Raw genomic sequence first — 21052 nt, forward strand, 5'->3', positions numbered from 1 at the left:
TTCTTGTGGTTATCAATCCAGCGGCACCGTCACACTCAGGGTGGTGCCCTCCCCCAACTCGCTGTCCAGGCTCAACTGCCCACCCATGATCAGCACCCGTTCGCGCATGCCCACCAGGCCAAACGACACGGGACGCTCTTGTGCCTGCACAAATCCGGTGCCGTCATCACTGATGGTCAGTCGCAGGTGTGGGCCCTCTACCGCCAGGGTCAATTCCACAGTATGCGCCCGGGCATGGCGCATCACATTGGTCAGCGCCTCCTGCAGGATCCGGAACAGGCCGATAGCCTTGGCATCGCTGAGGGCCGGCAGGTTGTCCGGCACCTGCACCAGGCAGGGAATCTGCGTACGGGCCTCAAATCGCCGGGCCTGCCACTCAATGGCCGAGGCGATCCCGGCATCGAGAATCGGCGGGCGCAAGGCAGTGGCCACGTCGCGCACCAGTTGGAACAGTTGGGCGATCAGGCGCTTCATGCTGTTCAACCGTTCATGCAAGCCTGGGTCCAGTTGTGCGTAGGCCAGCTCGCACATGGAGGTTTCCAACTTGAGCACCGTGAGCATCTGCCCCAGTTCGTCGTGTACTTCCCGGGCGATGCGCGCTTTCTCTTCCTCACGCACGGTTTCCAGGTGGGCCGACAACTCGCGCAATTGTGCGCGGGAGGCATCCAGCTCCAGCTCGATGCGCTTGCTCTCGGTGATGTCCCAGACAATCCCGTCCCACACCACCACGCCCGCTTCCAGACGCCGGGTGACCGCCTTGATTTCGGCCCAGCGTTGCTCGCCCTGACGCGTAAGGATCCGGCCTTGCCACGACCAATTGCTTTCGGTGTCGATGGCCTGGTCCTGGGTGCGGTGATAGCTGGCCCGGTCGTCCGGATGCACCAGGCTGCGAATCCCCACGTCCCGGTGGCTGAGCACCGCCGGGGCATACCCCACCAGGCGCTGACTGCCCTCGCTGATATAGGCAAAGTCGAGTTCGTCACTCAGCGGCAGGCGCTCCAGGCGGAACACCAACCCCGGCACGTTGGCGGCAATCCCCTGCAAGCGTGCTTCACTTTCCTGCAAAGCGGCCAGGGCTCGACGTCGTTCGGTGACGTCATTGAGATAGACCACCAGGTATTCGCCGTCGGCAAAGCGCAGGAAACTCAGGGACACGTCTGCGGGCAACACGCTGCCGTCCGCACGCACGCAGCGAGTGGCAAAACTCTGTGGGCCGTCCTCGCTGGCCCGGGCGCGTTTCCACAGGTTCAGCCAGCGGTCCATGGTCAAGGTGGGGTCGAAGGTGATCAGCGGGCGCTCGATCAGCGCTCCGGCGGCATAACCGAGCATGGCTTCCGCCGCATGATTGGCGTAACGCACGTGGCTATCCCAATTGACCCAGAGGATGCCGACCGTGCTTTGATCGATGGAGAACTGCGTTAGCCGCAACGCTTGCGCACCGGCGGCGCGTGCGGCACTTTCTTCGCGGGCCGCCAGCAAGCCCTGCTCTAATCCACGCTGCTGGCGTCGTTGCCAAAACACCACCGCAAGGCTGGCCACCAGCAGCAAACCCAACAGCAGGCTCAGGTTCTGCCAGAAACCAGGCGACGCCGAGCGCGCAGGGTATTTGGGTTGCAGCCAGCGCGCATGCAATTGGTCCAGGTCCCGGGCCGGAATCGCCCGCAAGGCACTTTCCACGATGTCGGCCAATGGCGGCCAGTCACGCCGAGTTGCCACTCGCAGCAACTGCGGCAGGCCGACATCACCGACCACCGCCAACTCGGAGAACTCTGGCTCGCCCGACAAACGACCGAGCTGTGCCTCATCAATCACCGCATAACGGGCCTGTTGGCTCACCAGCAATTGCAGGGCCTGACGCTCCAGCGGCACGCCTTGCAGGTTGAGATTGGGGTAGGTGCTGCGCAGGTAATCGGCCACGGCACCGGGCATGCGCACGGCCACTCGAGATTGCTCGTCGAGTTTCTCCAGGTCTACCGTCCCGCCGCCACCGGGAATGCCGACGATGTGCTGCGGCACACGCATATAAGGGTCGGAGTACAACCACAGACGCAATCCTGCCGGGGTTTGCACCAAGCCAGGCGCAAGGTCGATCTCGCCGTCACGCACGGCGGCGTCCAACTGATCCTGATTCGGAAAGTTACGCCAGGTCAGCTCAATGTTCAGCGCCTTGGCCAGCCATTGCATCAACTCGACGTTAGACCCGGACAAGCGCTGCAAGCGCCGGTCGTATTGCGCATAAGGCGCCTGCAACACCAGGCCGACCCGCAAACCCGGGTGCCCGGCCAGCCATTCACGCTGCTCGCCATTGAGCTGCGCCTGAGGCACAACGGGCGCAGGCGCGGCGCCCGCCATCAAGGGAATACACAAACAGCCGATAACCAGCAGATAGCGAAAACCCATGATCCACGTCTCACGTCACTGACAAATACTGACCAACCCATTAGGCTGCCGGAATCACTTCTGGCCGGAAATCTACAATGCCCTTTCCCCACCGTTCGGCACTGCCAGCATTGTGCCTGTCGCTGCTGTTTACCAGCGCCTTTTCCGTGCAGGCCGCCGATACCGCGCCTGCCGCCCAGCCACCCGCCGAAACAAAACCCGCCGAGCGCCAACCTTTGCTTGAGCGCAGCCAGGAAGAAGCCAGTGCCCTGGAGCGACAAATCCCACAACAGGAACAGCAACAATTGCAGGCGGGCAGTGACACGTTCCTCGCCCTGTGGAAGCCGGCCAACAGCGCCGAGTCCGAAGGTGTGGTGATTATTGTCCCCGGCGCCGGGGAAAGTGCTGACTGGCCTCAAGCAATCGGACCTTTGCGGCAGAAATTGCCGGACGCCGACTGGGGCACGCTCAGTGTGTCACTGCCGGACCTGAGCCTGGACACCTTGCCGCCCCGCGTTATCGAAGCGCCGAAAGCCGCGGTGGACACCAGCAGTAAAGAGGCCAGCACCGTCGCCAAACCCGTAGAGCAAGCCGCCAGTGCCGAAGCAGAGGGCACCGACCCGTCGGTGGTACCCGGTGACGATGAGCGAGACAAGACTGACGCCACACGAATCTTTGCGCGCATCGATGCCGCCCTGGCATTCGCCCAGACCCAAAACGCCCGCAGTGTCGTGCTGCTCGGTCACGGCACCGGCGCTTGGTGGGCGGCGAGATACCTGAGTGAAAAACAACCGGCTCAAGTACAAAAGCTCGTCATGGTCGCGGCGCAGACTCCCGCGGGTCGTCACCCGGGCCTGCAACAACTGGCGCCGGCGTTGAAACTGGCGACGGCAGACGTTTTCTATCAGGACACCACCCAGGCGCGCAAAACTGCCCTGGAACGTGCCCAGGCAGCCAAACGCCTGAAGAATGACAAGTACAAACAGATTTCATTGAAAGCCTTGCCCGGCAACAGTGCCGCCGGGCAAGAACAGTTGTATCGACGGGTTCGCGGCTGGTTGAGCCCGCAGAACGTCGGGAGTTGATCGCTGAGCGTCAGCGAAAGTCCCGGCGCTCACGAATCAATGCATAGGCGTTATGCAGCTCTCGCGTCATTTCGGTGGCCTCGCGCACTTGCGCGGGGCTGGCACCACTGCCGGCAATCTTGTCCGGGTGATGGCGGCTGAGCAGCCGTCGGTAGGCCCGTTTGATCACCGACGGCTCGCTGGTGCCTGTTACTCCCAGGATCCGCAACGCCTCCTGATAGGCACCGCCGCGATTGGCCAAGGGTTTGCGCTCCGGCTCGTAATCGGCCGCCAGCGCCTGGATCTGCTGTGTCGTCCACCCCAGCCATTTGCCCCATTGTTCAATCAACTCCCGCTCGGCCGTGCTGGCCTTGCCGTCGGCCCAGACCATCCGCCAGCAGGCGCGCAAGACACCTTCCGCTGCATAAGGCTGCGCCTTGAGCACGCGCAAATAACTGCGCACCCGGTCCGAGCCTGACTTTCCTCGGTTGAAGGCCGCAATTGCCCGCCGCTGAGCCGGCCCGGTCATGTCCAGCGAACGCATCTCCTGGCGTGCCTGCTGGATATGTCCATCCACCACCTGGCCGTTGCTTTTGGCCAGACGGCCGAGCAAGACAAACAACAATTCGTCATTACGCAGCGCCGGACGCCCACCCAGGCGCTCGCGCAGCTGCGCCCAACTCTGCAATTGCAGGCGCCGATCCAGCGCCTGCCCCAACAGCGCGCCCAACATGGCCCCCGGAATGCTGGCGATGGCAAAGCCCGCCCCGGCTCCAATCAGAGTCCCTGGCCACAACATCTTACTGCCCCGCGGTCAGCAGGTTTTCGACTTGCGCCAGGCGCTCCAGCGTACCGACATCAATCCAGCGTCCGTCCATGTGTTCCCCCGTCACCAACCCTTTGGCCATTGCCGTGCGTAACAGCGGCGCCAGCTTGAAGGCACCGGCACTGCAACCCGCGAACAGCTTCGGGTCCAGCACTGAAATGCCACTGAAGGTCAGGTTATCGGCACCGGGAGCGGCATCATGAAGTGCACCGTCCTTAATATAGAAGTCGCCACCTGAGGGGTGATGCGCCGGGTTGTCGACCATCACCAGATGAGCCAAGCCATTCAGTGGTTGTTTGAGACGGGCGAAGTCGTAGTCAGTCCAGATATCACCATTGACCACCAGGAACGGTTCGTCCCCCAGCAACGGCAGCGCCTGGAAAATCCCGCCGCCGGTTTCCAGCGGCTCTCCTTCGGCCGAGTACTGGATACGTACGCCGTACTGCGATCCGTCCCCCAGATAGCCCTCAATCTGCTGACCGAGCCAGGCATGGTTGATGACGATGTCGGTGAAGCCAGCCTTGGCCAGCGCCTCTAGGTGATACTCGATCAAGCGCTTGCCGCCCGCCTGGATCAGCGGCTTGGGCGTGTGCAAAGTGAGCGGACGCATCCGCTCACCTTTGCCTGCGGCCAGGATCATGGCCTTCATACAACCACCTCCGCTGGTTGACGCAGGCTTGCCAGCAACTCACCCAATTCGGCCAACTCCGGACGATCGGCCAACACCGCTTCTATATAGGCAAAGAAGCGCGGCACATCGGCGAGGTAACGTGGCTTGCCATCACGGTGGCAGATGCGGGAGAAAATGCCGATCACCTTGAGGTGGCGCTGCACGCCCATCAGGTCGCTGGCCCGCAGGAAATCGTCAAAATCCGTCTGCACCGGGATGCCCAGTTGGCCAGCACGCTCCCAATAACCGCGCTGCCACTCCCGTACACGGGCCTGGGGCCAACTGAGGAAGGCATCCTTGAACAGGCAGGTGATGTCGTAGGTCACCGGTCCGTAGACCGCATCCTGGAAATCCAGTACACCAGGGTTCGGCGTGCTGATCATCAGGTTGCGCGGCATGTAGTCGCGATGCACCAACACCTTCGGCTGAGCCAGGGCGCTGTCGATCAACAGCTCGCTGATATGCTGCCAAAGCGCCACTTGCTGGGCATCAAACTCAATGCCCAGGTGCCGGCGCACGTACCACTCGGGAAATAATTCCAGCTCGCGGCGCAATAACGCCACGTCATAGCTGGGCAATCCGGCATCCATCGGCAATTGCTGGAATGCCAGCAACGCATCGATGGCATCGGCAAACAATTGATCGGCATTTTCACCGTCAATCACGTCCAGATAGGTTTTTTTGCCCAGGTCATTGAGCAAAAGAAAGCCGCGCGGCAAATCTTCTGCATAAATTTGTGGAACATTTATTCCTGATTTCACCAACAAATGAGCGATATCGACGAAAGGTTTGCAGTTTTCCTGGGGGGGAGGAGCGTCCATAACGACAAAACTGCGACCCTCGCCCTCCCAACGGAAGTAACGCCTGAAACTCGCGTCGCTGCTGGCCGCGGTCAATGTAGCCGGGGGTACGGCACCCCAGCCCTGGGCGTTAAAAAGGATCGGTAACTGCTCATCAAGCCAGACTTTCAGGTGTTGCAAGCGTAGATCTTGGTGGGGCATTACAAGGGTCTCCGACGGCGCTAGCCGTCAAGCGGGTCATGCTTTATTATCACGCATCTTTTTCAGACCATCGAGAGGCGTGCGGCCCACACCGCGGGCAGATGGCACGCAGGAAGCCCGGACTAATAAGATGGCATTGAAATCCCCCGCGTTTCGTAGAAAATTTCCGTTGCTGGTAACCGGCAGTCTGCTGGCCATGCAACCCTTCGCCACTTCATTCGTGGTCGCCGCGGAACAGTATGACTGCTCAGTCTCTGCTTCGGGTGCCTGGGATTGCGCGCCGAAAACCAGCGTCGCCCAACTGCCACCGCGCCCGGTGCATGACGGCAGTGCCGTCAGCTCGGCCAACGGCACGCCGCAAGGCGAGGCTGGTGGTACCGACGCCGGTCCGCAGAACAAGCTCGTCACCGAAGCCAAGGGCCGTGGCCTGAGCTCGCGCAGCGCCGACTACAGCCACCTGGACTGGGTCCCTCGCGACAAGCTCACTCCCGCGCAACTGGCCGAAACCGGGCCTTACTGCTCCGGTTCGTATGTCGAGCCGATGCGTCCTGGCATGAACGACAAGACGAACAAGAGCGACGCGCCGACCTTCATCGGTGCCAAAGCCTCTCGTTACGAGCAGGAACAACAGGTCGCAACCCTGGCTGGTGACGTCGTCATGCGCCAGGGCAGCATGCAAGTCGAGGCCGACGAGGCCAGCCTGTACCAGGCCGAGAACCGTGGCGAGCTGAACGGCAACGTCCGTCTGCGCGACAACGGCGCCCTGTTGGTGGGTGATCACGCCGAAGTCCAGCTGGATACCGGTGCGGCCAAGGTCGACAACGCCGAATACATCATCCACAAATCGCGCATCCGCGGTACCGCGCTGTACGCCAAGCGGGCCGAGAACGCGATCATCCGTCTCAAGGACGGTACGTACACCACCTGTGAGCCGAACAGCAACGCCTGGCAGCTCAAGGGCAACAACATCACGTTGAACCCGGCCACCGGTTTCGGTACGGCGACCAACGTGACGTTGCGGGTCAAGGACATTCCGGTTCTTTACACGCCGTATATCTACTTCCCGATCGACAGTCGTCGTCAGTCCGGTTTCTTGCCGCCGAGCTTTGCCTCGGGTGGCGAGTCGGGCTTTACGCTGACCACCCCGTACTACTTCAACCTGGCGCCGAACTACGATGCCACGTTGTATCCGCAGTACATGACCAAGCGCGGTATGTTGATGGAGGGCGAATTCCGCTACCTCACCAAGTCCAGCGAAGGTCAGTTCGGTGGGGCGTATCTCAACGATGACAGCGATGAGCGCAAGCGGCAGACCGACTACGAAAAAACCCGGTACATGCTCAACTGGCAGCATAAGGGCGGGCTGGATTCGCGTGTACTGACGCAGGTTGACTACACCAAGATCAGCGACCCGTACTATTTCCAGGATCTGAAGAGCAACCAGATCGGTATTCAGACTCAGGATTACGTCAACCAACAGGGTTCCGTGACCTATCGGGGTGACAGCTACCAGGCTCGACTAAATCTGCAGGCGACCCAACTGGCAACGGTTTCCCAGATCACACCGTACAACCGACTGCCGCAAATTACTTTCAATGGTGCGCTGCCGTATCATCCTGGCGGCTTGAACTTCGCCTACGAGACAGAGGCCGTACGATTTGACCGCGACCTGGAAACCGGAAACTTCACGGATAAAGACGGGCTCACAAGTCCCCGCCTTGATACGTATGTCACCGGACTTACCCGCGCCAACGGTACCCGCTTGAATGCTGCACCTAGCGTCGAACTGCCGCTTAACTGGACCTATGGTTTCATTACTCCAAAGCTAAAGTATGTCTACACCAAGTATGATCTCGACCTTGATAGCACGGGCAAAGATCAGATTGTTGCAGCTCAAAACGCGGCAACAGCAGCCAACCCATATGCTGGCGGCGCGTTCAAAAGTTCTCAAGACCGCGCAATCCCAATTGCCAGCATAGACAGCGGCCTGTATTTCGACCGTAGTACACAATGGTTCGGCGACAACTACCGCCAGACACTGGAGCCTCGTCTGTTCTATCTCTATGTACCAGAGAAAGATCAGTCCGATATTCCAGTATTCGACACTAGCGAAACCACCTTCAACTACGCATCGCTCTTCCGCGATAACCGCTTCAGCGGCTCCGACCGCATTGGCGACGAAAACAAACTGTCCTTGGGTGTAACCAGCCGCTGGATTCAGGACAATGGTTTCGAACGTCAACGCGTCAGTGTCGGCCAAGCCTTGTATTTCAAGGACCGCGAAGTGCAGCTGCCAGGTATCCTAGCCGCCGACCGCGCGGATGCACAGTCGAACGTCTCGCCAATCGCCCTGGACTACGAGTTCCGTTTCAACCGCGACTGGCGTGCCACGGCCGACTATAACTGGGACCCAGACAGCCACAGCGTACGTTCCGGCAGCGCGATGTTCCATTACCAGCCGGAAGACGACAAGAACAAGGTCATCAACGTTGGTTATCGCTATCGCAACGACCAGGTGGTCTACAACCAACTGACCGGAAAATGGCAGTTCGGTGGTGACTACGGCACCGAAGGCCAGCCGAATTTCGTGAAGGATTACTACAAAATCCAGCAACACGACTTCTCGATGATGTGGCCGATCGTTCCGCAGTGGAACCTGATCACCCGCTGGCAGTATGACTATGCCCGCAACCGTACCCTGGAAGCCTTCGGTGGCTTCGAGTACGACAACTGCTGCTGGAAACTGCGCGTAATCAACCGTTATTGGGTTTCCAACGACGAATACACCCAGATCGCCCCGCTGAACGAAAAAGGCGACCACGGGCTCTTCTTCCAAGTTGTCCTGAAGGGACTCGGCGGCCTGACTGGCGCCAAGGTAGAGAGCTTCCTCGACAAAGGCATCCAAGGTTATCGTGAACGTGAAGACCAAGCTTTCTGATTGTCTGCGCCCGCTAGTGCTGGGCGCGCTGTTCCTGGGTACCGTATCGGCACACGCTGCGGTTCAACAGCTGGATAAGGTAGTGGCCATCGTCGATAACGACGTGATCATGCAGAGCCAACTGGACCAACGGGTCAAGGAAGTTCAGCAAACCATCGCCAAGCGTGGCGGTGGTGTACCGCCTACCAGCGTCCTGGATCAGCAGGTTCTGGAGCGACTGATCGTCGAAAACCTGCAACTGCAGATCGGCGATCGTTCCGGTATCCGTATCTCTGATGAAGAGCTGAACCAGGCCGTCGGCACCATCGCTCAACGCAATAACATGAGCATTGATCAATTCCGTGCCGCCCTGGCTCATGACGGCCTGTCGTTTGAAGACGCCCGTGACCAGATCCGCCGCGAAATGATCATCAGCCGTGTGCGTCAGCGCCGTGTGGCCGAGCGGGTTCAAGTGTCCGAACAGGAAGTGAAGAACTTCCTGGCCTCGGACCTGGGCAAGATGCAGCTCTCCGAAGAACTGCACCTGGCCAACATCCTGATCCCGACGCCGGACAGCGCCAACGCCGACCAGCTCAACGCAGCTGCCGCGAAAACCCAGGCTATCTATGATCGCCTCAAGTCCGGCGCTGACTTTGCCCAGATGGCGATTGCCCAATCCGGCAGTGACAACGCCCTCGAAGGCGGTGACATGGGCTGGCGTAAAGCCGCTCAATTGCCACCACCGTTCGACCGTGAGTTGAGCGCCATGGAAGTCGGCGGCATCACCCAGCCAGCTCGCACTCCAGGTGGTTTCATCATCCTCAAGTTGCTGGGCAAGCGCGGTGGCGAGACGTCGATGAAGGACGAAGTCCATGTTCGTCACATCCTGGTCAAACCAAGCGAAATCCGTACCGAAGCGCAAACCAAGGAACTGGCTCAGAAGATCTATGACCGCATCGAGAGCGGTGAAGACTTCGCCATCCTGGCCAAAAGCTTCTCGGAAGATCCGGGTTCCGCCCTCAACGGCGGCGACCTGAACTGGATCGACCCGAAAGCCCTGGTGCCCGAGTTCCAGCAAGTGATGGCCGATACTCCGCAAGGCGTACTGTCCAAGCCGTTCAAGACTCAATACGGCTGGCATGTCCTGGAAGTCCTTGGCCGCCGCGCCACCGACAACACCAGCCAGGCCCGCGAACAGCAAGCGCTGACCGTACTGCGTAACCGCAAATACGACGAAGAGCTGCAAACCTGGTTGCGTCAGATCCGTGACGAAGCCTACGTTGAAAACAAGCTGCCAGGCGCCGAGCAAACAGGCACCGACCAGGCAGCTCAGTGAAACCCCAGCGTTTCGCGTTGACACCCGGCGAGCCGGCCGGCATTGGTCCTGACCTGTGCCTGCTGCTCGCCTCGCAACCTCAGCCACACCCCCTGATTGCCATTACCAGCCGCGACCTGCTCCTTGAGCGGGCCGCGCAGCTGGGCGTGGCCGTCAACCTGCTGCCAGTGACACCCGGCAACTGGCCAGACCTTCCCGCCCCGGCCAACAGCCTGTATGTGTGGGACACCCCGCTACAGGCCAAGGTCGTGGCCGGGCAACTGAACAAGGCCAATGCGGCCTTTGTCCTGGAAACCCTGACCCGCGCAGGCCTTGGCTGTATCAACGGCGATTTCGCCGGGATGATCACCGCCCCCGTGCACAAGGGTGTGATCAACGAATCGGGTATCGCCTTTTCCGGCCATACTGAGTTCCTCGCCGAGCTGACCCACACCGAACAAGTCGTGATGATGCTGGCTACCCGCGGCTTGCGCGTGGCCCTGGTGACCACTCACCTGCCCCTGCGCGAGATTGCCGACGCAATCACCCCCGAGCGCCTGGAGCGTGTAACACGCATCCTGCACGCCGACCTGCAACAGAAATTCGGCATTGCCCAACCGCGCATCCTGGTCTGTGGCCTCAACCCACACGCCGGTGAAGGCGGCCACTTGGGCCATGAAGAAATCGACATCATCGAACCGACATTAGAGCGTCTGCGCCAAGAAGGCATGGACCTGCGTGGCCCACTGCCTGCCGACACTCTGTTTACCCCCAAATATCTGGAGCACTGCGACGCAGTGCTGGCGATGTACCATGACCAGGGGCTGCCCGTGCTGAAATACAAAGGCTTCGGCGCCGCAGTCAACGTGACACTGGGCCTGCCGATCATCCGTACCTCCGTCGACCATGGCACCGCCCTGGACCTGGCTGGCAGCGGCAAGATCGATACCGGCAGCCTGCACGTGGCCCTGGAAACCGCCTATCAGATGGCCGAGACCCGTATATGACTGAGCATTACCAACACCGGGCGCGCAAGCGTTTCGGGCAAAACTTCCTGCACGACGCTGGCGTGATCGACCGCATCCTGCGCTCCATCCATGCCAAGCCCGAAGACCGTCTGCTGGAAATCGGCCCGGGCCAGGGCGCATTGACCCAAGGCCTGCTCAACAGCGGTGGGCAACTGGACGTGGTTGAACTGGACAAAGACCTAATCCCGATCCTCAACCAGCAGTTCGCCGGCATGCCCAACTTCAATCTGCATCAAGGCGATGCGTTGAAGTTCGACTTCACCAGCCTGAACGCCGCCCCCAACAGCCTGCGCGTGGTCGGCAACCTGCCGTACAACATCTCCACACCGCTGATTTTCCACCTGCTGAATAACGCCAGCATCATCCGCGACATGCACTTCATGCTGCAAAAGGAAGTGGTTGAGCGTCTGGCAGCCGGTCCTGGCGGTGGTGACTGGGGTCGCCTGTCGATCATGGTTCAGTACCATTGCCGGGTTGAGCATCTGTTCAACGTCGGTCCTGGCGCGTTCAATCCGCCGCCGAAGGTCGACTCGGCCATCGTGCGCCTGGTGCCTCACGCCGTCTTGCCGCACCCGGCCAAGGATCACAAGCTGCTGGAGCGCGTGGTACGTGAAGCGTTCAACCAGCGTCGCAAGACCCTGCGCAACACTCTCAAGGCCTTGCTCAGCAACGCTGAAATCGAAGCCGCCGGCGTCGATGGCGGCTTGCGCCCCGAGCAACTGGACCTGGCGGCGTTCGTGCGCCTGGCCGATCAGCTTGCCATTCAGCCTGCGCCTGTCGTCGAATAAACCGGAGCCGGGCACAGCCAGACACCATGTCTGGCCTAGTGCCCGCCACTTGGCCTAGACTGACCGGCATCCGCTGTTCCCCGCTTTTGCTTTTAAGGCCTCTTGCATGTCCGATCCTCGCTATCAGATCGACGTCAGCGTCGTCACCCGCTTCCTGGCGGAACAATCGCAGCCCGACCAGAACCGCTTTGCCTTTGCCTATACGGTCACGGTAAAAAACAACGGTTCGGTGCCGGCCAAGTTGCTGTCACGTCACTGGGTCATCACCGACGGTGATGGCCATGTGGAAGAAGTGCGCGGCGCCGGCGTCGTTGGCCAGCAGCCGCTGATTGATACCGGTGCAAGCCATACCTACAGCAGCGGGACGGTGATGACTTCCAAAGTCGGCACCATGCAAGGCTCTTATCAGATGAAAGCCACCGATGGCCAACTCTTCGATGCCGTCATCGCGCCCTTCCGCCTTGCGGTACCCGGAGCCCTGCACTGATATGGCAACCTACGCCGTCGGCGACCTGCAAGGCTGCCTGGCGCCACTCAAGTGCCTGCTGGAGCGCGTGGCCTTTGACCCGACGAAGGATCGCCTGTGGCTGGTGGGAGACTTGGTCAACCGCGGCCCACAATCCCTTGAGACCCTGCGCTTCCTTTATGCCATGCGTGATTCTCTGGTCTGCGTGCTGGGTAACCATGACCTGCACCTGCTGGCCGCCGGCAATAACATCGAGCGTCTGAAAAAGGGCGATACCCTGCGGGAAATCCTCGAGGCGCCGGATCGCGTCGAGTTGCTTGACTGGTTGCGCCGGCAAAAAATCATGCATTACGACGAGAGCCGTAACGCCGCCCTGGTGCATGCCGGCATTCCACCCCAGTGGACACTGAAAAAAGCCCTCAAGTGTGCCAATGAAGTCGAAGCCGTCCTGGCCGATGACAACCTGTTCACGACCTACCTTGACGGCATGTACGGCAACGAACCGGTGAAGTGGGACAACGAGCTCACTGGCATTGCGCGCCTGCGGGTGATCACCAACTACTTCACCCGCATGCGCTTTTGCACCGCTGAGGGTAAGCTGGACCTCAAGAGCAAGGAAGGCGCTGACACCGCCCTGCCCGGCTACAAACCCTGGTTCGCCCACAAAGAGCGCAAGACCCGTGACACGAAGATCATCTTCGGCCACTGGGCAGCCCTTGAAGGCAAGTGCGAGGAGCCCGGCGTATTCGCCCTCGACACCGGCTGCGTCTGGGGCGGCACCATGACCCTGATGAACATCGACACCGGCGAGCGCCTGAGCTGCCAGTGTGACACCCCCATTTCCGAACCACTGCTGGCCACGGCAAAGCGCTAGACCGCGCCCCCCTTACGGCCCAAGGAGCCCGCCATGAGCGAATTCAAACGTATCCCTCCCGAACAAGCCCAGGCCCTGCGCGAACAAGGCGCTGTGGTTGTCGACATCCGCGACCAGCCGACCTATATCGCCGGCCACATCAGCGGCGCCCAGCACCTGGACAACCACAACATCGCCGATTTCATCCGCGCCGCCGACCTCGACGCGCCAGTGATCGTGGCCTGCTACCACGGCAACTCCAGCCAAAGCGCCGCAGCCTATCTGGTCAGCCAGGGCTTCTGCGACGTCTATAGCCTGGATGGCGGCTTCGAGCTGTGGCGTACGACTTATCCAACAGAAATTGCCTCGGGCGACGCACAATAATTTTTTTCATACCCCGCCACCCCACGTGATGCTTGGGCTCGCGCCGTTTCTGACGAACGGTGCGCCCAAACAAATTACGTATCGCACCTTGAACTCCCTGATTCCGAACTATCCTTAAGCCCAGGCCATCCAAAACAGGGGAGAGCCGGTACACCGGCGTGCGGGTCATCGGTAATGTTTCAGGGTGTTCTGGGGGGAAAACAGCCATTGGTGTCCACCAATGGCTGCCAGCATCGACTGATTGATCCTGCGTCGACTCCACGTATCGAGCGAGGTGACGACGTCATGAGTATCTTTAGCCACTTCCAACAACGCTTCGAGTCCACCCGCCAGGAAGAACTCACGCTTGCTGAGTACCTCGATCTGTGCAAAAAGGACCGCAGCGCCTACGCGTCTGCCGCCGAACGCCTGCTACTGGCGATTGGCGAGCCGGAGCTGGTGGACACCGCCGTCAATTCGCGCTTGTCGCGAATTTTCTCTAACAAGGTGATCCGCCGCTACCCGGCCTTTGAAGACTTCCACGGAATGGAAGAATGCATTGACCAGATCGTTTCCTACTTCCGCCACGCCGCCCAAGGCCTGGAAGAGAAGAAACAGATCCTCTACCTGCTCGGCCCCGTAGGTGGCGGTAAATCGTCCCTGGCCGAAAAACTCAAACAACTGATCGAGAAGGTGCCCTTCTACGCCATCAAGGGCTCACCGGTCTTCGAATCGCCTTTGGGGCTGTTCAACGCCACGGAAGATGGCGCGATCCTCGAAGAAGACTTCGGCATCCCAAGACGCTACCTCAACACCATCATGTCGCCGTGGGCCACCAAGCGCCTGGCCGAGTTCGGCGGTGATATCAGCCAGTTCCGGGTGGTGAAGCTCTACCCATCGATCCTCAACCAGATTGCCGTGGCCAAGACCGAACCCGGTGACGAGAACAACCAGGACATCTCGGCGCTGGTGGGCAAGGTCGATATCCGTAAACTCGAAGAATTCCCACAGAACGACGCCGACGCCTATAGCTACTCAGGCGCACTGTGCCGGGCCAACCAGGGCCTGATGGAGTTCGTGGAGATGTTCAAGGCACCGATCAAGGTGCTGCACCCACTGCTGACCGCGACCCAGGAAGGTAACTACAACAGCACCGAGGGCCTGGGGGCGATTCCGTTTACCGGGATCCTGCTGGCTCACTCCAACGAATCGGAATGGCACACCTTCCGCAACAACAAGAACAACGAAGCGTTCATCGACCGGATCTACATCGTCAAGGTGCCGTACTGCCTGCGAGTCAGCGATGAAATCAAGATCTACGACAAGTTGCTGTTCAACAGCTCCCTGGCCAAGGCTCATTGCGCGCCCGACACCCTGAAAATGCTCGCCCAGTTCACCGTGCTGTCGCGCCTCAAGGAGCCGGAAAACTCCAACATCTACTCGAAAATGCGCGTGTATGACGGGGAAAACCTCAAGGACACCGATCCCAAGGCCAAGTCGATCCAGGAATACCGCGACACCGCAGGCGTTGACGAGGGCATGAACGGGCTGTCAACGCGCTTTGCCTTCAAGATTCTCTCCAAAGTCTTCAACTTCGACCCCCACGAAATCGCTGCCAACCCGGTGCACCTGCTGTACGTGCTGGAACAGCAGATCGAACAGGAGCAGTTCCAGGCCGAAACCCGTGAGCGCTACCTGCGCTTCCTCAAGGAATACCTGGCACCGCGCTACATCGAGTTCATCGGCAAGGAAATCCAGACCGCCTACCTCGAGTCCTACAGCGAATACGGCCAGAACATCTTCGACCGCTACGTGCTGTACGCCGACTTCTGGATTCAGGACCAGGAATACCGCGACCCGGAAACCGGCGAAATCCTCAACCGCGTGGCCCTTAACGAGGAGCTGGAAAAAATCGAGAAACCCGCCGGCATCAGTAATCCGAAGGATTTCCGCAACGAAATCGTCAACTTCGTGCTGCGCGCCCGGGCCAACAACAATGGCAAGAACCCTACCTGGCTCAGCTACGAGAAGCTGCGGGTGGTTATTGAGAAGAAAATGTTCTCCAACACCGAGGATCTGCTGCCGGTCATCAGCTTCAACGCCAAGGCCAGCAAGGAGGATCAGCAAAAACACAACGACTTCGTCACCCGAATGGTCGAGCGTGGCTACACAGACAAACAGGTACGGCTGCTCTCCGAGTGGTACCTGCGGGTCCGGAAATCGCAGTAAGGCAGCGACGAGCGCAAGGCTACCCGCTTGCGGTGCGCCCAAGGGCGCACCGGAGGGCCGGCAAACTGACCGCTTGTCTTTAAGCTTCCAGCTTGCGGCTTGAAGCTTGTAACTTGAAGCTGCCCGGAGGGCTCCCTATGAGCTATGTGATCGACCGACGTCTCAATGGTAAGAACAAGAGCACGGTAAACCGCCAGCGTTTCCTGCGGCGTTACCGTGACCACATCAAAAAGGCCGTCGAAGAGGCCGTCAGCCGCCGCTCCATCACTGACATGGAGCATGGCGAACAGATCAGCATTCCCGGACGGGACATCGATGAGCCGGTGCTGCACCACGGTCGGGGCGGTAAACAGACGGTCGTTCATCCAGGAAACAAGGAGTTCACCACCGGCGAACACATCCAGCGCCCCCAAGGCGGTGCCGGCGGCAAAGGGCCAGGCAAGGCCGGTAACTCCGGCGAAGGCATGGACGAGTTCGTCTTCCAGATCACCCAGGAAGAATTCCTCGAATTCATGTTCGAGGACCTGGAGCTGCCCAACCTGGTCAAACGCAATCTCACCGGCACCGACACCTTCAAGACCGTGCGTGCCGGGATCAGCAACGAAGGCAACCCGTCTCGGATCAACATCATCCGCACCTTGCGCTCGGCTCACGCCCGGCGCATCGCCCTGTCCGGTAGCAGCCGCGCCAAGCTCCGGGAAGCGAAAGAGGAGTTGGAGCGGTTAAAGCGCGAAGAACCAGATAACTTCGGTGATATCCAGGAAACCGAGGCGGAAATAGCCAAGCTCAGCGCGCGGATTCACCGCGTTCCGTTTCTCGACACCTTCGACTTGAAATACAACCTGCTGGTCAAGCAGCCCAACCCGAGCTCCAAGGCCGTGATGTTCTGCCTGATGGACGTTTCCGGCTCCATGACCCAGGCCACCAAGGACATCGCCAAGCGCTTCTTCATCCTGCTGTACCTGTTTCTCAAGCGTAACTACGACAAGATTGACGTGGTGTTCATCCGCCACCACACCAGCGCCCGGGAAGTCGACGAAGAGGAGTTTTTCTACTCACGGGAAACCGGCGGCACCATTGTTTCCAGCGCCTTGAAACTGATGCAGGAGATCATGGCCGAACGCTATCCGGCCAACGAGTGGAACATCTACGCCGCCCAGGCCTCCGACGGCGACAACTGGAACGACGACTCGCCGATCTGCCGCGACATCCTGATCAACCAGATCATGCCCTTCGTGCAGTACTACACTTACGTGGAGATTACCCCCCGCGAGCACCAGGCCCTGTGGTTCGAATACGAGCGGATCAGTGACGCGTTCGCTGACACCTTCGCCCAGCAACAACTGGTCTCGGCCGGCGATATCTATCCGGTCTTCCGTGAACTCTTCCAGCGCAGGTTAGTGACATGACCGCCAAAGAGCATAAGCGCCAACCCATTTCCACGGGGTCCGAATGGACCTTCGAACTGATCCAGGCCTATGACCGCGAAATCAGCCGCATCGCGGCAGGTTATGCCCTGGACACCTACCCCAACCAGATCGAAGTGATCACCGCCGAACAAATGATGGACGCCTACGCATCCGTGGGAATGCCCTTGGGCTATCACCACTGGTCCTACGGCAAACACTTCCTCAGTACCGAAAAGTCCTATACCCGTGGGCAGATGGGCCTGGCCTACGAAATCGTCATCAACTCAGACCCCTGCATCGCCTACCTGATGGAAGAAAACACCATCTGCATGCAGGCGCTGGTGGTAGCCCATGCGTGCTATGGGCATAACAGCTTTTTCAAGGGCAACTACCTGTTCCGCACTTGGACAGATGCCAGCTCGATCATTGATTACCTGGTGTTCGCCAAGCAGTACATCATGCAATGCGAGGAGCGCCACGGGATCGATGCCGTGGAAGACTTGCTGGACTCCTGCCACGCCCTGATGAACTACGGGGTCGATCGCTACAAGCGGCCTTACCCGATATCTGCCGAGGAAGAACGGCTGCGCCAGAAAGATCGCGAAGAACATCTGCAAAAGCAGATCAACGACCTGTGGCGCACCATTCCCAAGCGTGCCGGCAAGAACAGCGACAAGGACAATGCTCGCTTTCCCGCCGAACCTCAGGAAAACATCCTGTATTTCCTCGAAAAACACGCGCCACTGCTGGAGCCGTGGCAGCGCGAAATCGTGCGAATCGTGCGCAAGATAGCCCAGTATTTTTACCCTCAGCGCCAGACCCAAGTGATGAACGAAGGTTGGGCAACGTTCTGGCACTACACGCTGATGAACGACCTGTACGACGAAGGGCTGGTAACCGACGGTTTCATGATGGAGTTCCTGACGTCCCACACCAGCGTGGTCTTCCAACCCGGCTTCGACAGCCCCTATTACAGCGGCATCAACCCCTACGCCCTGGGTTTTGCCATGTACCGGGACATTCGCCGCATATGCGAACACCCCACCGACGAGGATCGCCACTGGTTCCCGGACATCGCCGGCAGCGACTGGCTGTCGACCATCAAGTTCGCCATGAGCAGCTTCAAGGACGAAAGCTTCATCCTGCAGTACCTGTCACCCCAGGTAATTCGTGATCTCAAGCTGTTCAGCATCATGGATGACGACCTCAAGGACGACTTGCTGGTGCCGGCCATTCATGACGAACCGGGCTACCGCACCATCCGCGAAACCCTGGCAGCGCAGTACAACCTGGGTAACCGCGAGCCTAACGTGCAGATCTACAGCATCGACGTACGCGGCGATCGCTCGCTGACCTTGCGCCACCAGCAACACGACCGCAAACCGCTGGGCGAGTCCACGGACGAGGTCCTCAAGCACCTGCATCGGCTGTGGGGGTTCGATATCCACCTGGAGACGCTGCAAGGCGACCAGATCATGAAAACCCATCATGTGCCGCCCCGTAACGAGCACAGCGATAACGATTACGGCCGCCTGGACCTGGCCGTCGTGCATCTCTGAAACGGCAAAGCCTCCATTGGCGAGGCGCAGGCGTTATCCTGTGCCGCTAATGGAGGCTTTTTCATGCGAATCTACAAAGTCGGTGGTGCGGTGCGTGACCGCCTGCTGGGCATTCCCGTTACCGATATCGACCGTGTCGTCGTCGGCGCCACTGCTGAAGAAATGCTCGCCCAGGGCTTCAAACCGGTGGGCTCTGACTTTCCCGTATTCCTGGACCCGAAGAACGGCGACGAGTACGCCCTCGCCCGCACCGAGCGCAAGAGTGGCCGGGGTTACGGTGGCTTTGTCTTTCACGCCAGCCCCGAAGTGACTCTGGAAGAAGACCTGATCCGTCGCGACCTGACCATCAACGCCATGGCCGAAGATGACGACGGCAACTTGACCGATCCGTATCACGGCCAGCACGACCTTCAAGCTCGCATTCTGCGCCATGTTTCCCCGGCGTTTGCCGAAGATCCCCTCCGGGTCTTGCGTGTCGCCCGCTTCGCCGCCCGCTACGCCAGCCTGGGTTTCACCGTGGCACCCGCGACACTTGAATTGATGCGCCAACTCAGCGATTCCGGCGAACTGGAAGCCTTGACGCCGGAACGCAGTTGGAAGGAAATTTCCCGGGCACTGATGGAGGATCAACCTCAGGTGTTTATTCAGGTACTGCGGGACTGCGACGCACTGAAAACCCTGATGCCGGAAGTGGACGCTCTGTTTGGTGTACCGCAACCCGAAACTCATCATCCCGAGATCGATACAGGCGTCCATACCCTGAGCGTACTCGAGCAGGCCGCACGCCACGCTCAACCTTTGACCGTGCGCTGGGCTTGCCTGCTTCACGATCTGGGCAAAGGCCTGACGCCTGTGGATAAGTTGCCGCAGCATATTGCCCACGAGCACAGGGGCTTGCGGCTGATCAAGGCGGTTAACGAGCGCTTCAAGGTGCCGAGGGATTGCCAGGAACTGGCGCTATTGGTAGGCGAATACCATACCCATGGTCATCGGGCCCTGGAGCTGAAGCCCTCGACGTTGCTGGAGTTGCTGCAAAGCTTTGACGCCTATCGTCGCCCGCAGCGCTTCGAGGAATTTGTGGTGGCGTGCGAAATGGATGCTCGCGGTCGCAAAGGCTTTGAGCAGAGAAGTTATCCACAGGCGGATTATTTGCGCGGCGCGGCACTGGCAGCACGGAGCGTTGCCGTTGCGCCATTGCTGGATCAGGGCTTCAAGGGCCCAGAGCTGGGTGAGGCGCTCAAGCGCGAACGACTCAAGGCGTTGAAAGCCTACAAAGAGCAAAAACCTTTGTAGGCAACGTCTCTACAACAGGCTATCAGGCGTCAGTTGCTGCGTTCGCCATTCGAATGCAACTGGCGCCAATACCTGATCGATTTGCGCATCTCGCCACAGCGAAGCGAACGTCTTGCCCACTTCAGGATGCAAGCGATCCGGCGCCATCAGCGACAACGGCCACAGTACAAACGCATTTTTCAAGATCTCCGCCCGAGGCAGGATCAGGCCGTCAAAGTTACCCACCAGCTCGCCGTACAGCAGCACGTCGATATCCAGCGGCAAACCCTTGCGGTCCGGCGCATAACGACCATTGTCAGCCTCGATGAATTTCAGCCGGCGATCCAGTTCCATCAGCGGCAAATCGGTATACGCCGACACCACCAGATTGAAAAACGGACCACTCTTGATGCCCACCGGCTGGCTTTCGAATACCGCCGAGCAGCGCATATCCGTCAAAAAGCCCGCCAACGCGTCAAGGCCGGCGCGTAAATGGGGCTCGCGCTCGATGTTGCTGCCAAGACCGAGGTAAACCTGAGTTAGCGACATCCGCGCTCGATCTCCACGCCCACACCCTTGGCAGCCGGGACGGCACCAGGCTTGGTCAGTTTGAGGTGCAACCAGGGAATCTGGAATTCACTCATCAGCACTTCTGCCAGGCGCTCGGCAAAGGTTTCCACCAGTTGGAACTGTGCCTGCTCGGCAAAGGCCTGGATGCGCGCCGAAACACTGGCGTAATCCAGCGCCAGGGTCAGGTCGTCACCGGCCGCGGCCGGGCGGTTATCCCAGGCGAAGCTCAGGTCCAGACGCAGGCATTGCCGGATGCCACGCTCCCAGTCGTAGGCCCCGATCACGGTGTCGACTTCCAGGCCTTCGATAAACACTCTGTCCAAGCACTCTTCTCCGCAGCACG

Annotated in this window: 18 protein-coding genes; 12 read left to right on the forward strand and 6 right to left on the reverse strand. The window is 59.8% G+C overall.

Annotation, left to right across the window (positions count from 1 at the left end):
- Positions 1-12: 12 nt before the first annotated feature.
- Complete coding sequence (locus GNF76_RS17810; protein ID WP_155584441.1) at positions 13-2400, reverse strand: PAS domain-containing sensor histidine kinase; 2388 nt, start codon at positions 2398-2400, stop codon at positions 13-15.
- 77 nt (positions 2401-2477) lie between these two features.
- On the opposite strand from GNF76_RS17810, the gene GNF76_RS17815 reads away from it, so the two are divergent.
- Positions 2478-3464 carry an alpha/beta hydrolase family protein gene (locus tag GNF76_RS17815; protein WP_155584442.1) on the forward strand — a complete coding sequence of 329 codons (987 nt, stop codon included), beginning with the start codon at positions 2478-2480 and terminating at the stop codon, positions 3462-3464.
- Positions 3465-3474: 10 nt separating this feature from the next.
- On the opposite strand, the gene GNF76_RS17820 is transcribed toward GNF76_RS17815, so the two are convergent.
- The 3 genes from GNF76_RS17820 to GNF76_RS17830 are packed head-to-tail and all read right to left on the reverse strand — an operon-like array spanning position 3475 to position 5940.
- Complete coding sequence (locus GNF76_RS17820) at positions 3475-4242, reverse strand: TerB family tellurite resistance protein (protein ID WP_155584443.1); 768 nt, start codon at positions 4240-4242, stop codon at positions 3475-3477.
- Position 4243: 1 nt separating this feature from the next.
- Positions 4244-4918, reverse strand: coding sequence for an N-acetylmuramate alpha-1-phosphate uridylyltransferase MurU (gene murU / locus GNF76_RS17825; protein WP_155584444.1), 675 nt, complete (start codon positions 4916-4918; stop codon positions 4244-4246).
- On the reverse strand, positions 4915-5940 hold the full coding sequence (locus tag GNF76_RS17830) for an aminoglycoside phosphotransferase family protein (protein WP_155584445.1): 1026 nt from the start codon (positions 5938-5940) through the stop codon (positions 4915-4917). Before GNF76_RS17830 ends, murU begins: the two co-directional genes overlap by 4 nt.
- 130 nt (positions 5941-6070) lie before the next feature.
- Here GNF76_RS17830 and GNF76_RS17835 point away from each other — a divergent pair, with 130 nt between their 5' ends.
- The 11 genes from GNF76_RS17835 to GNF76_RS17885 all read left to right on the forward strand — a co-directional run bounded on the left by GNF76_RS17835 (position 6071) and on the right by GNF76_RS17885 (position 20160).
- The gene (locus GNF76_RS17835; protein ID WP_155584446.1) at positions 6071-8878 is read left to right on the forward strand and encodes an LPS-assembly protein LptD; all 2808 of its coding nucleotides are present in this window, start codon (positions 6071-6073) and stop codon (positions 8876-8878) included.
- A complete protein-coding gene (locus tag GNF76_RS17840; protein WP_379652554.1) occupies positions 8859-10193 on the forward strand; it encodes a peptidylprolyl isomerase in 1335 nt (444 codons plus the stop codon). The genes GNF76_RS17835 and GNF76_RS17840 overlap by 20 nt, the downstream gene beginning before the upstream one ends.
- Positions 10190-11179 carry a 4-hydroxythreonine-4-phosphate dehydrogenase PdxA gene (pdxA, locus tag GNF76_RS17845; RefSeq protein ID WP_178123397.1) on the forward strand — a complete coding sequence of 330 codons (990 nt, stop codon included), beginning with the start codon at positions 10190-10192 and terminating at the stop codon, positions 11177-11179. Before GNF76_RS17840 ends, pdxA begins: the two co-directional genes overlap by 4 nt.
- Complete coding sequence (rsmA, locus tag GNF76_RS17850; protein WP_155584447.1) at positions 11176-11988, forward strand: 16S rRNA (adenine(1518)-N(6)/adenine(1519)-N(6))-dimethyltransferase RsmA; 813 nt, start codon at positions 11176-11178, stop codon at positions 11986-11988. Before pdxA ends, rsmA begins: the two co-directional genes overlap by 4 nt.
- A 106-nt stretch (positions 11989-12094) precedes the next feature.
- Positions 12095-12475: a Co2+/Mg2+ efflux protein ApaG gene (gene apaG / locus GNF76_RS17855; RefSeq protein WP_155584448.1), complete on the forward strand. Its 381-nt coding sequence runs from the start codon at positions 12095-12097 to the stop codon at positions 12473-12475.
- 1 nt (position 12476) lies between these two features.
- A complete protein-coding gene (locus GNF76_RS17860) occupies positions 12477-13328 on the forward strand; it encodes a symmetrical bis(5'-nucleosyl)-tetraphosphatase (RefSeq protein WP_155584449.1) in 852 nt (283 codons plus the stop codon).
- A gap of 33 nt (positions 13329-13361) precedes the next feature.
- Positions 13362-13691, forward strand: coding sequence for a thiosulfate sulfurtransferase GlpE (gene glpE / locus GNF76_RS17865; RefSeq protein WP_155584450.1), 330 nt, complete (start codon positions 13362-13364; stop codon positions 13689-13691).
- A 285-nt stretch (positions 13692-13976) separates the two neighbouring features.
- Positions 13977-15899, forward strand: a complete 1923-nt coding sequence (locus tag GNF76_RS17870) for a PrkA family serine protein kinase (protein ID WP_155584451.1) — start codon at positions 13977-13979, stop codon at positions 15897-15899.
- Between the two features lie 137 nt (positions 15900-16036).
- Positions 16037-17308 carry a YeaH/YhbH family protein gene (locus GNF76_RS17875; protein WP_155584452.1) on the forward strand — a complete coding sequence of 424 codons (1272 nt, stop codon included), beginning with the start codon at positions 16037-16039 and terminating at the stop codon, positions 17306-17308.
- The gene (locus GNF76_RS17880; RefSeq protein ID WP_155584453.1) at positions 17305-18867 is read left to right on the forward strand and encodes a SpoVR family protein; all 1563 of its coding nucleotides are present in this window, start codon (positions 17305-17307) and stop codon (positions 18865-18867) included. The genes GNF76_RS17875 and GNF76_RS17880 overlap by 4 nt, the downstream gene beginning before the upstream one ends.
- 63 nt (positions 18868-18930) lie before the next feature.
- Positions 18931-20160 (forward strand): multifunctional CCA addition/repair protein, encoded by a 1230-nt coding sequence (locus GNF76_RS17885; protein WP_155584454.1) that lies wholly within the window; start codon positions 18931-18933, stop codon positions 20158-20160.
- Between the two features lie 9 nt (positions 20161-20169).
- Here GNF76_RS17885 and folK read toward each other — a convergent pair whose 3' ends face one another.
- Entirely contained in the window at positions 20170-20688 is a 519-nt protein-coding gene (gene folK / locus GNF76_RS17890; protein ID WP_155584455.1) for a 2-amino-4-hydroxy-6-hydroxymethyldihydropteridine diphosphokinase, read from the reverse strand.
- Positions 20679-21032, reverse strand: coding sequence for a dihydroneopterin aldolase (folB, locus tag GNF76_RS17895; RefSeq protein WP_003211007.1), 354 nt, complete (start codon positions 21030-21032; stop codon positions 20679-20681). Before folB ends, folK begins: the two co-directional genes overlap by 10 nt.
- Positions 21033-21052 lie beyond the last annotated feature (20 nt).

Source organism: Pseudomonas spelaei, from assembly GCF_009724245.1.
Lineage (GTDB): Bacteria > Pseudomonadota > Gammaproteobacteria > Pseudomonadales > Pseudomonadaceae > Aquipseudomonas > Aquipseudomonas spelaei.

What these genes read in the sequence shown, in the direction of transcription:
- GNF76_RS17810 (WP_155584441.1), bottom strand. Translation starts at nt 2,400, where the DNA reads ATGGGTTTTCGCTATCTGCTGGTTATCGGCTGTTTGTGTATTCCCTTG.
- GNF76_RS17815 (WP_155584442.1), top strand. Translation starts at nt 2,478, where the DNA reads ATGCCCTTTCCCCACCGTTCGGCACTGCCAGCATTGTGCCTGTCGCTG.
- GNF76_RS17820 (WP_155584443.1), bottom strand. Translation starts at nt 4,242, where the DNA reads ATGTTGTGGCCAGGGACTCTGATTGGAGCCGGGGCGGGCTTTGCCATC.
- murU (WP_155584444.1), bottom strand. Translation starts at nt 4,918, where the DNA reads ATGAAGGCCATGATCCTGGCCGCAGGCAAAGGTGAGCGGATGCGTCCG.
- GNF76_RS17830 (WP_155584445.1), bottom strand. Translation starts at nt 5,940, where the DNA reads ATGCCCCACCAAGATCTACGCTTGCAACACCTGAAAGTCTGGCTTGAT.
- GNF76_RS17835 (WP_155584446.1), top strand. Translation starts at nt 6,071, where the DNA reads ATGGCATTGAAATCCCCCGCGTTTCGTAGAAAATTTCCGTTGCTGGTA.
- rsmA (WP_155584447.1), top strand. Translation starts at nt 11,176, where the DNA reads ATGACTGAGCATTACCAACACCGGGCGCGCAAGCGTTTCGGGCAAAAC.
- apaG (WP_155584448.1), top strand. Translation starts at nt 12,095, where the DNA reads ATGTCCGATCCTCGCTATCAGATCGACGTCAGCGTCGTCACCCGCTTC.
- GNF76_RS17860 (WP_155584449.1), top strand. Translation starts at nt 12,477, where the DNA reads ATGGCAACCTACGCCGTCGGCGACCTGCAAGGCTGCCTGGCGCCACTC.
- glpE (WP_155584450.1), top strand. Translation starts at nt 13,362, where the DNA reads ATGAGCGAATTCAAACGTATCCCTCCCGAACAAGCCCAGGCCCTGCGC.
- GNF76_RS17870 (WP_155584451.1), top strand. Translation starts at nt 13,977, where the DNA reads ATGAGTATCTTTAGCCACTTCCAACAACGCTTCGAGTCCACCCGCCAG.
- GNF76_RS17875 (WP_155584452.1), top strand. Translation starts at nt 16,037, where the DNA reads ATGAGCTATGTGATCGACCGACGTCTCAATGGTAAGAACAAGAGCACG.
- GNF76_RS17880 (WP_155584453.1), top strand. Translation starts at nt 17,305, where the DNA reads ATGACCGCCAAAGAGCATAAGCGCCAACCCATTTCCACGGGGTCCGAA.
- GNF76_RS17885 (WP_155584454.1), top strand. Translation starts at nt 18,931, where the DNA reads ATGCGAATCTACAAAGTCGGTGGTGCGGTGCGTGACCGCCTGCTGGGC.
- folK (WP_155584455.1), bottom strand. Translation starts at nt 20,688, where the DNA reads ATGTCGCTAACTCAGGTTTACCTCGGTCTTGGCAGCAACATCGAGCGC.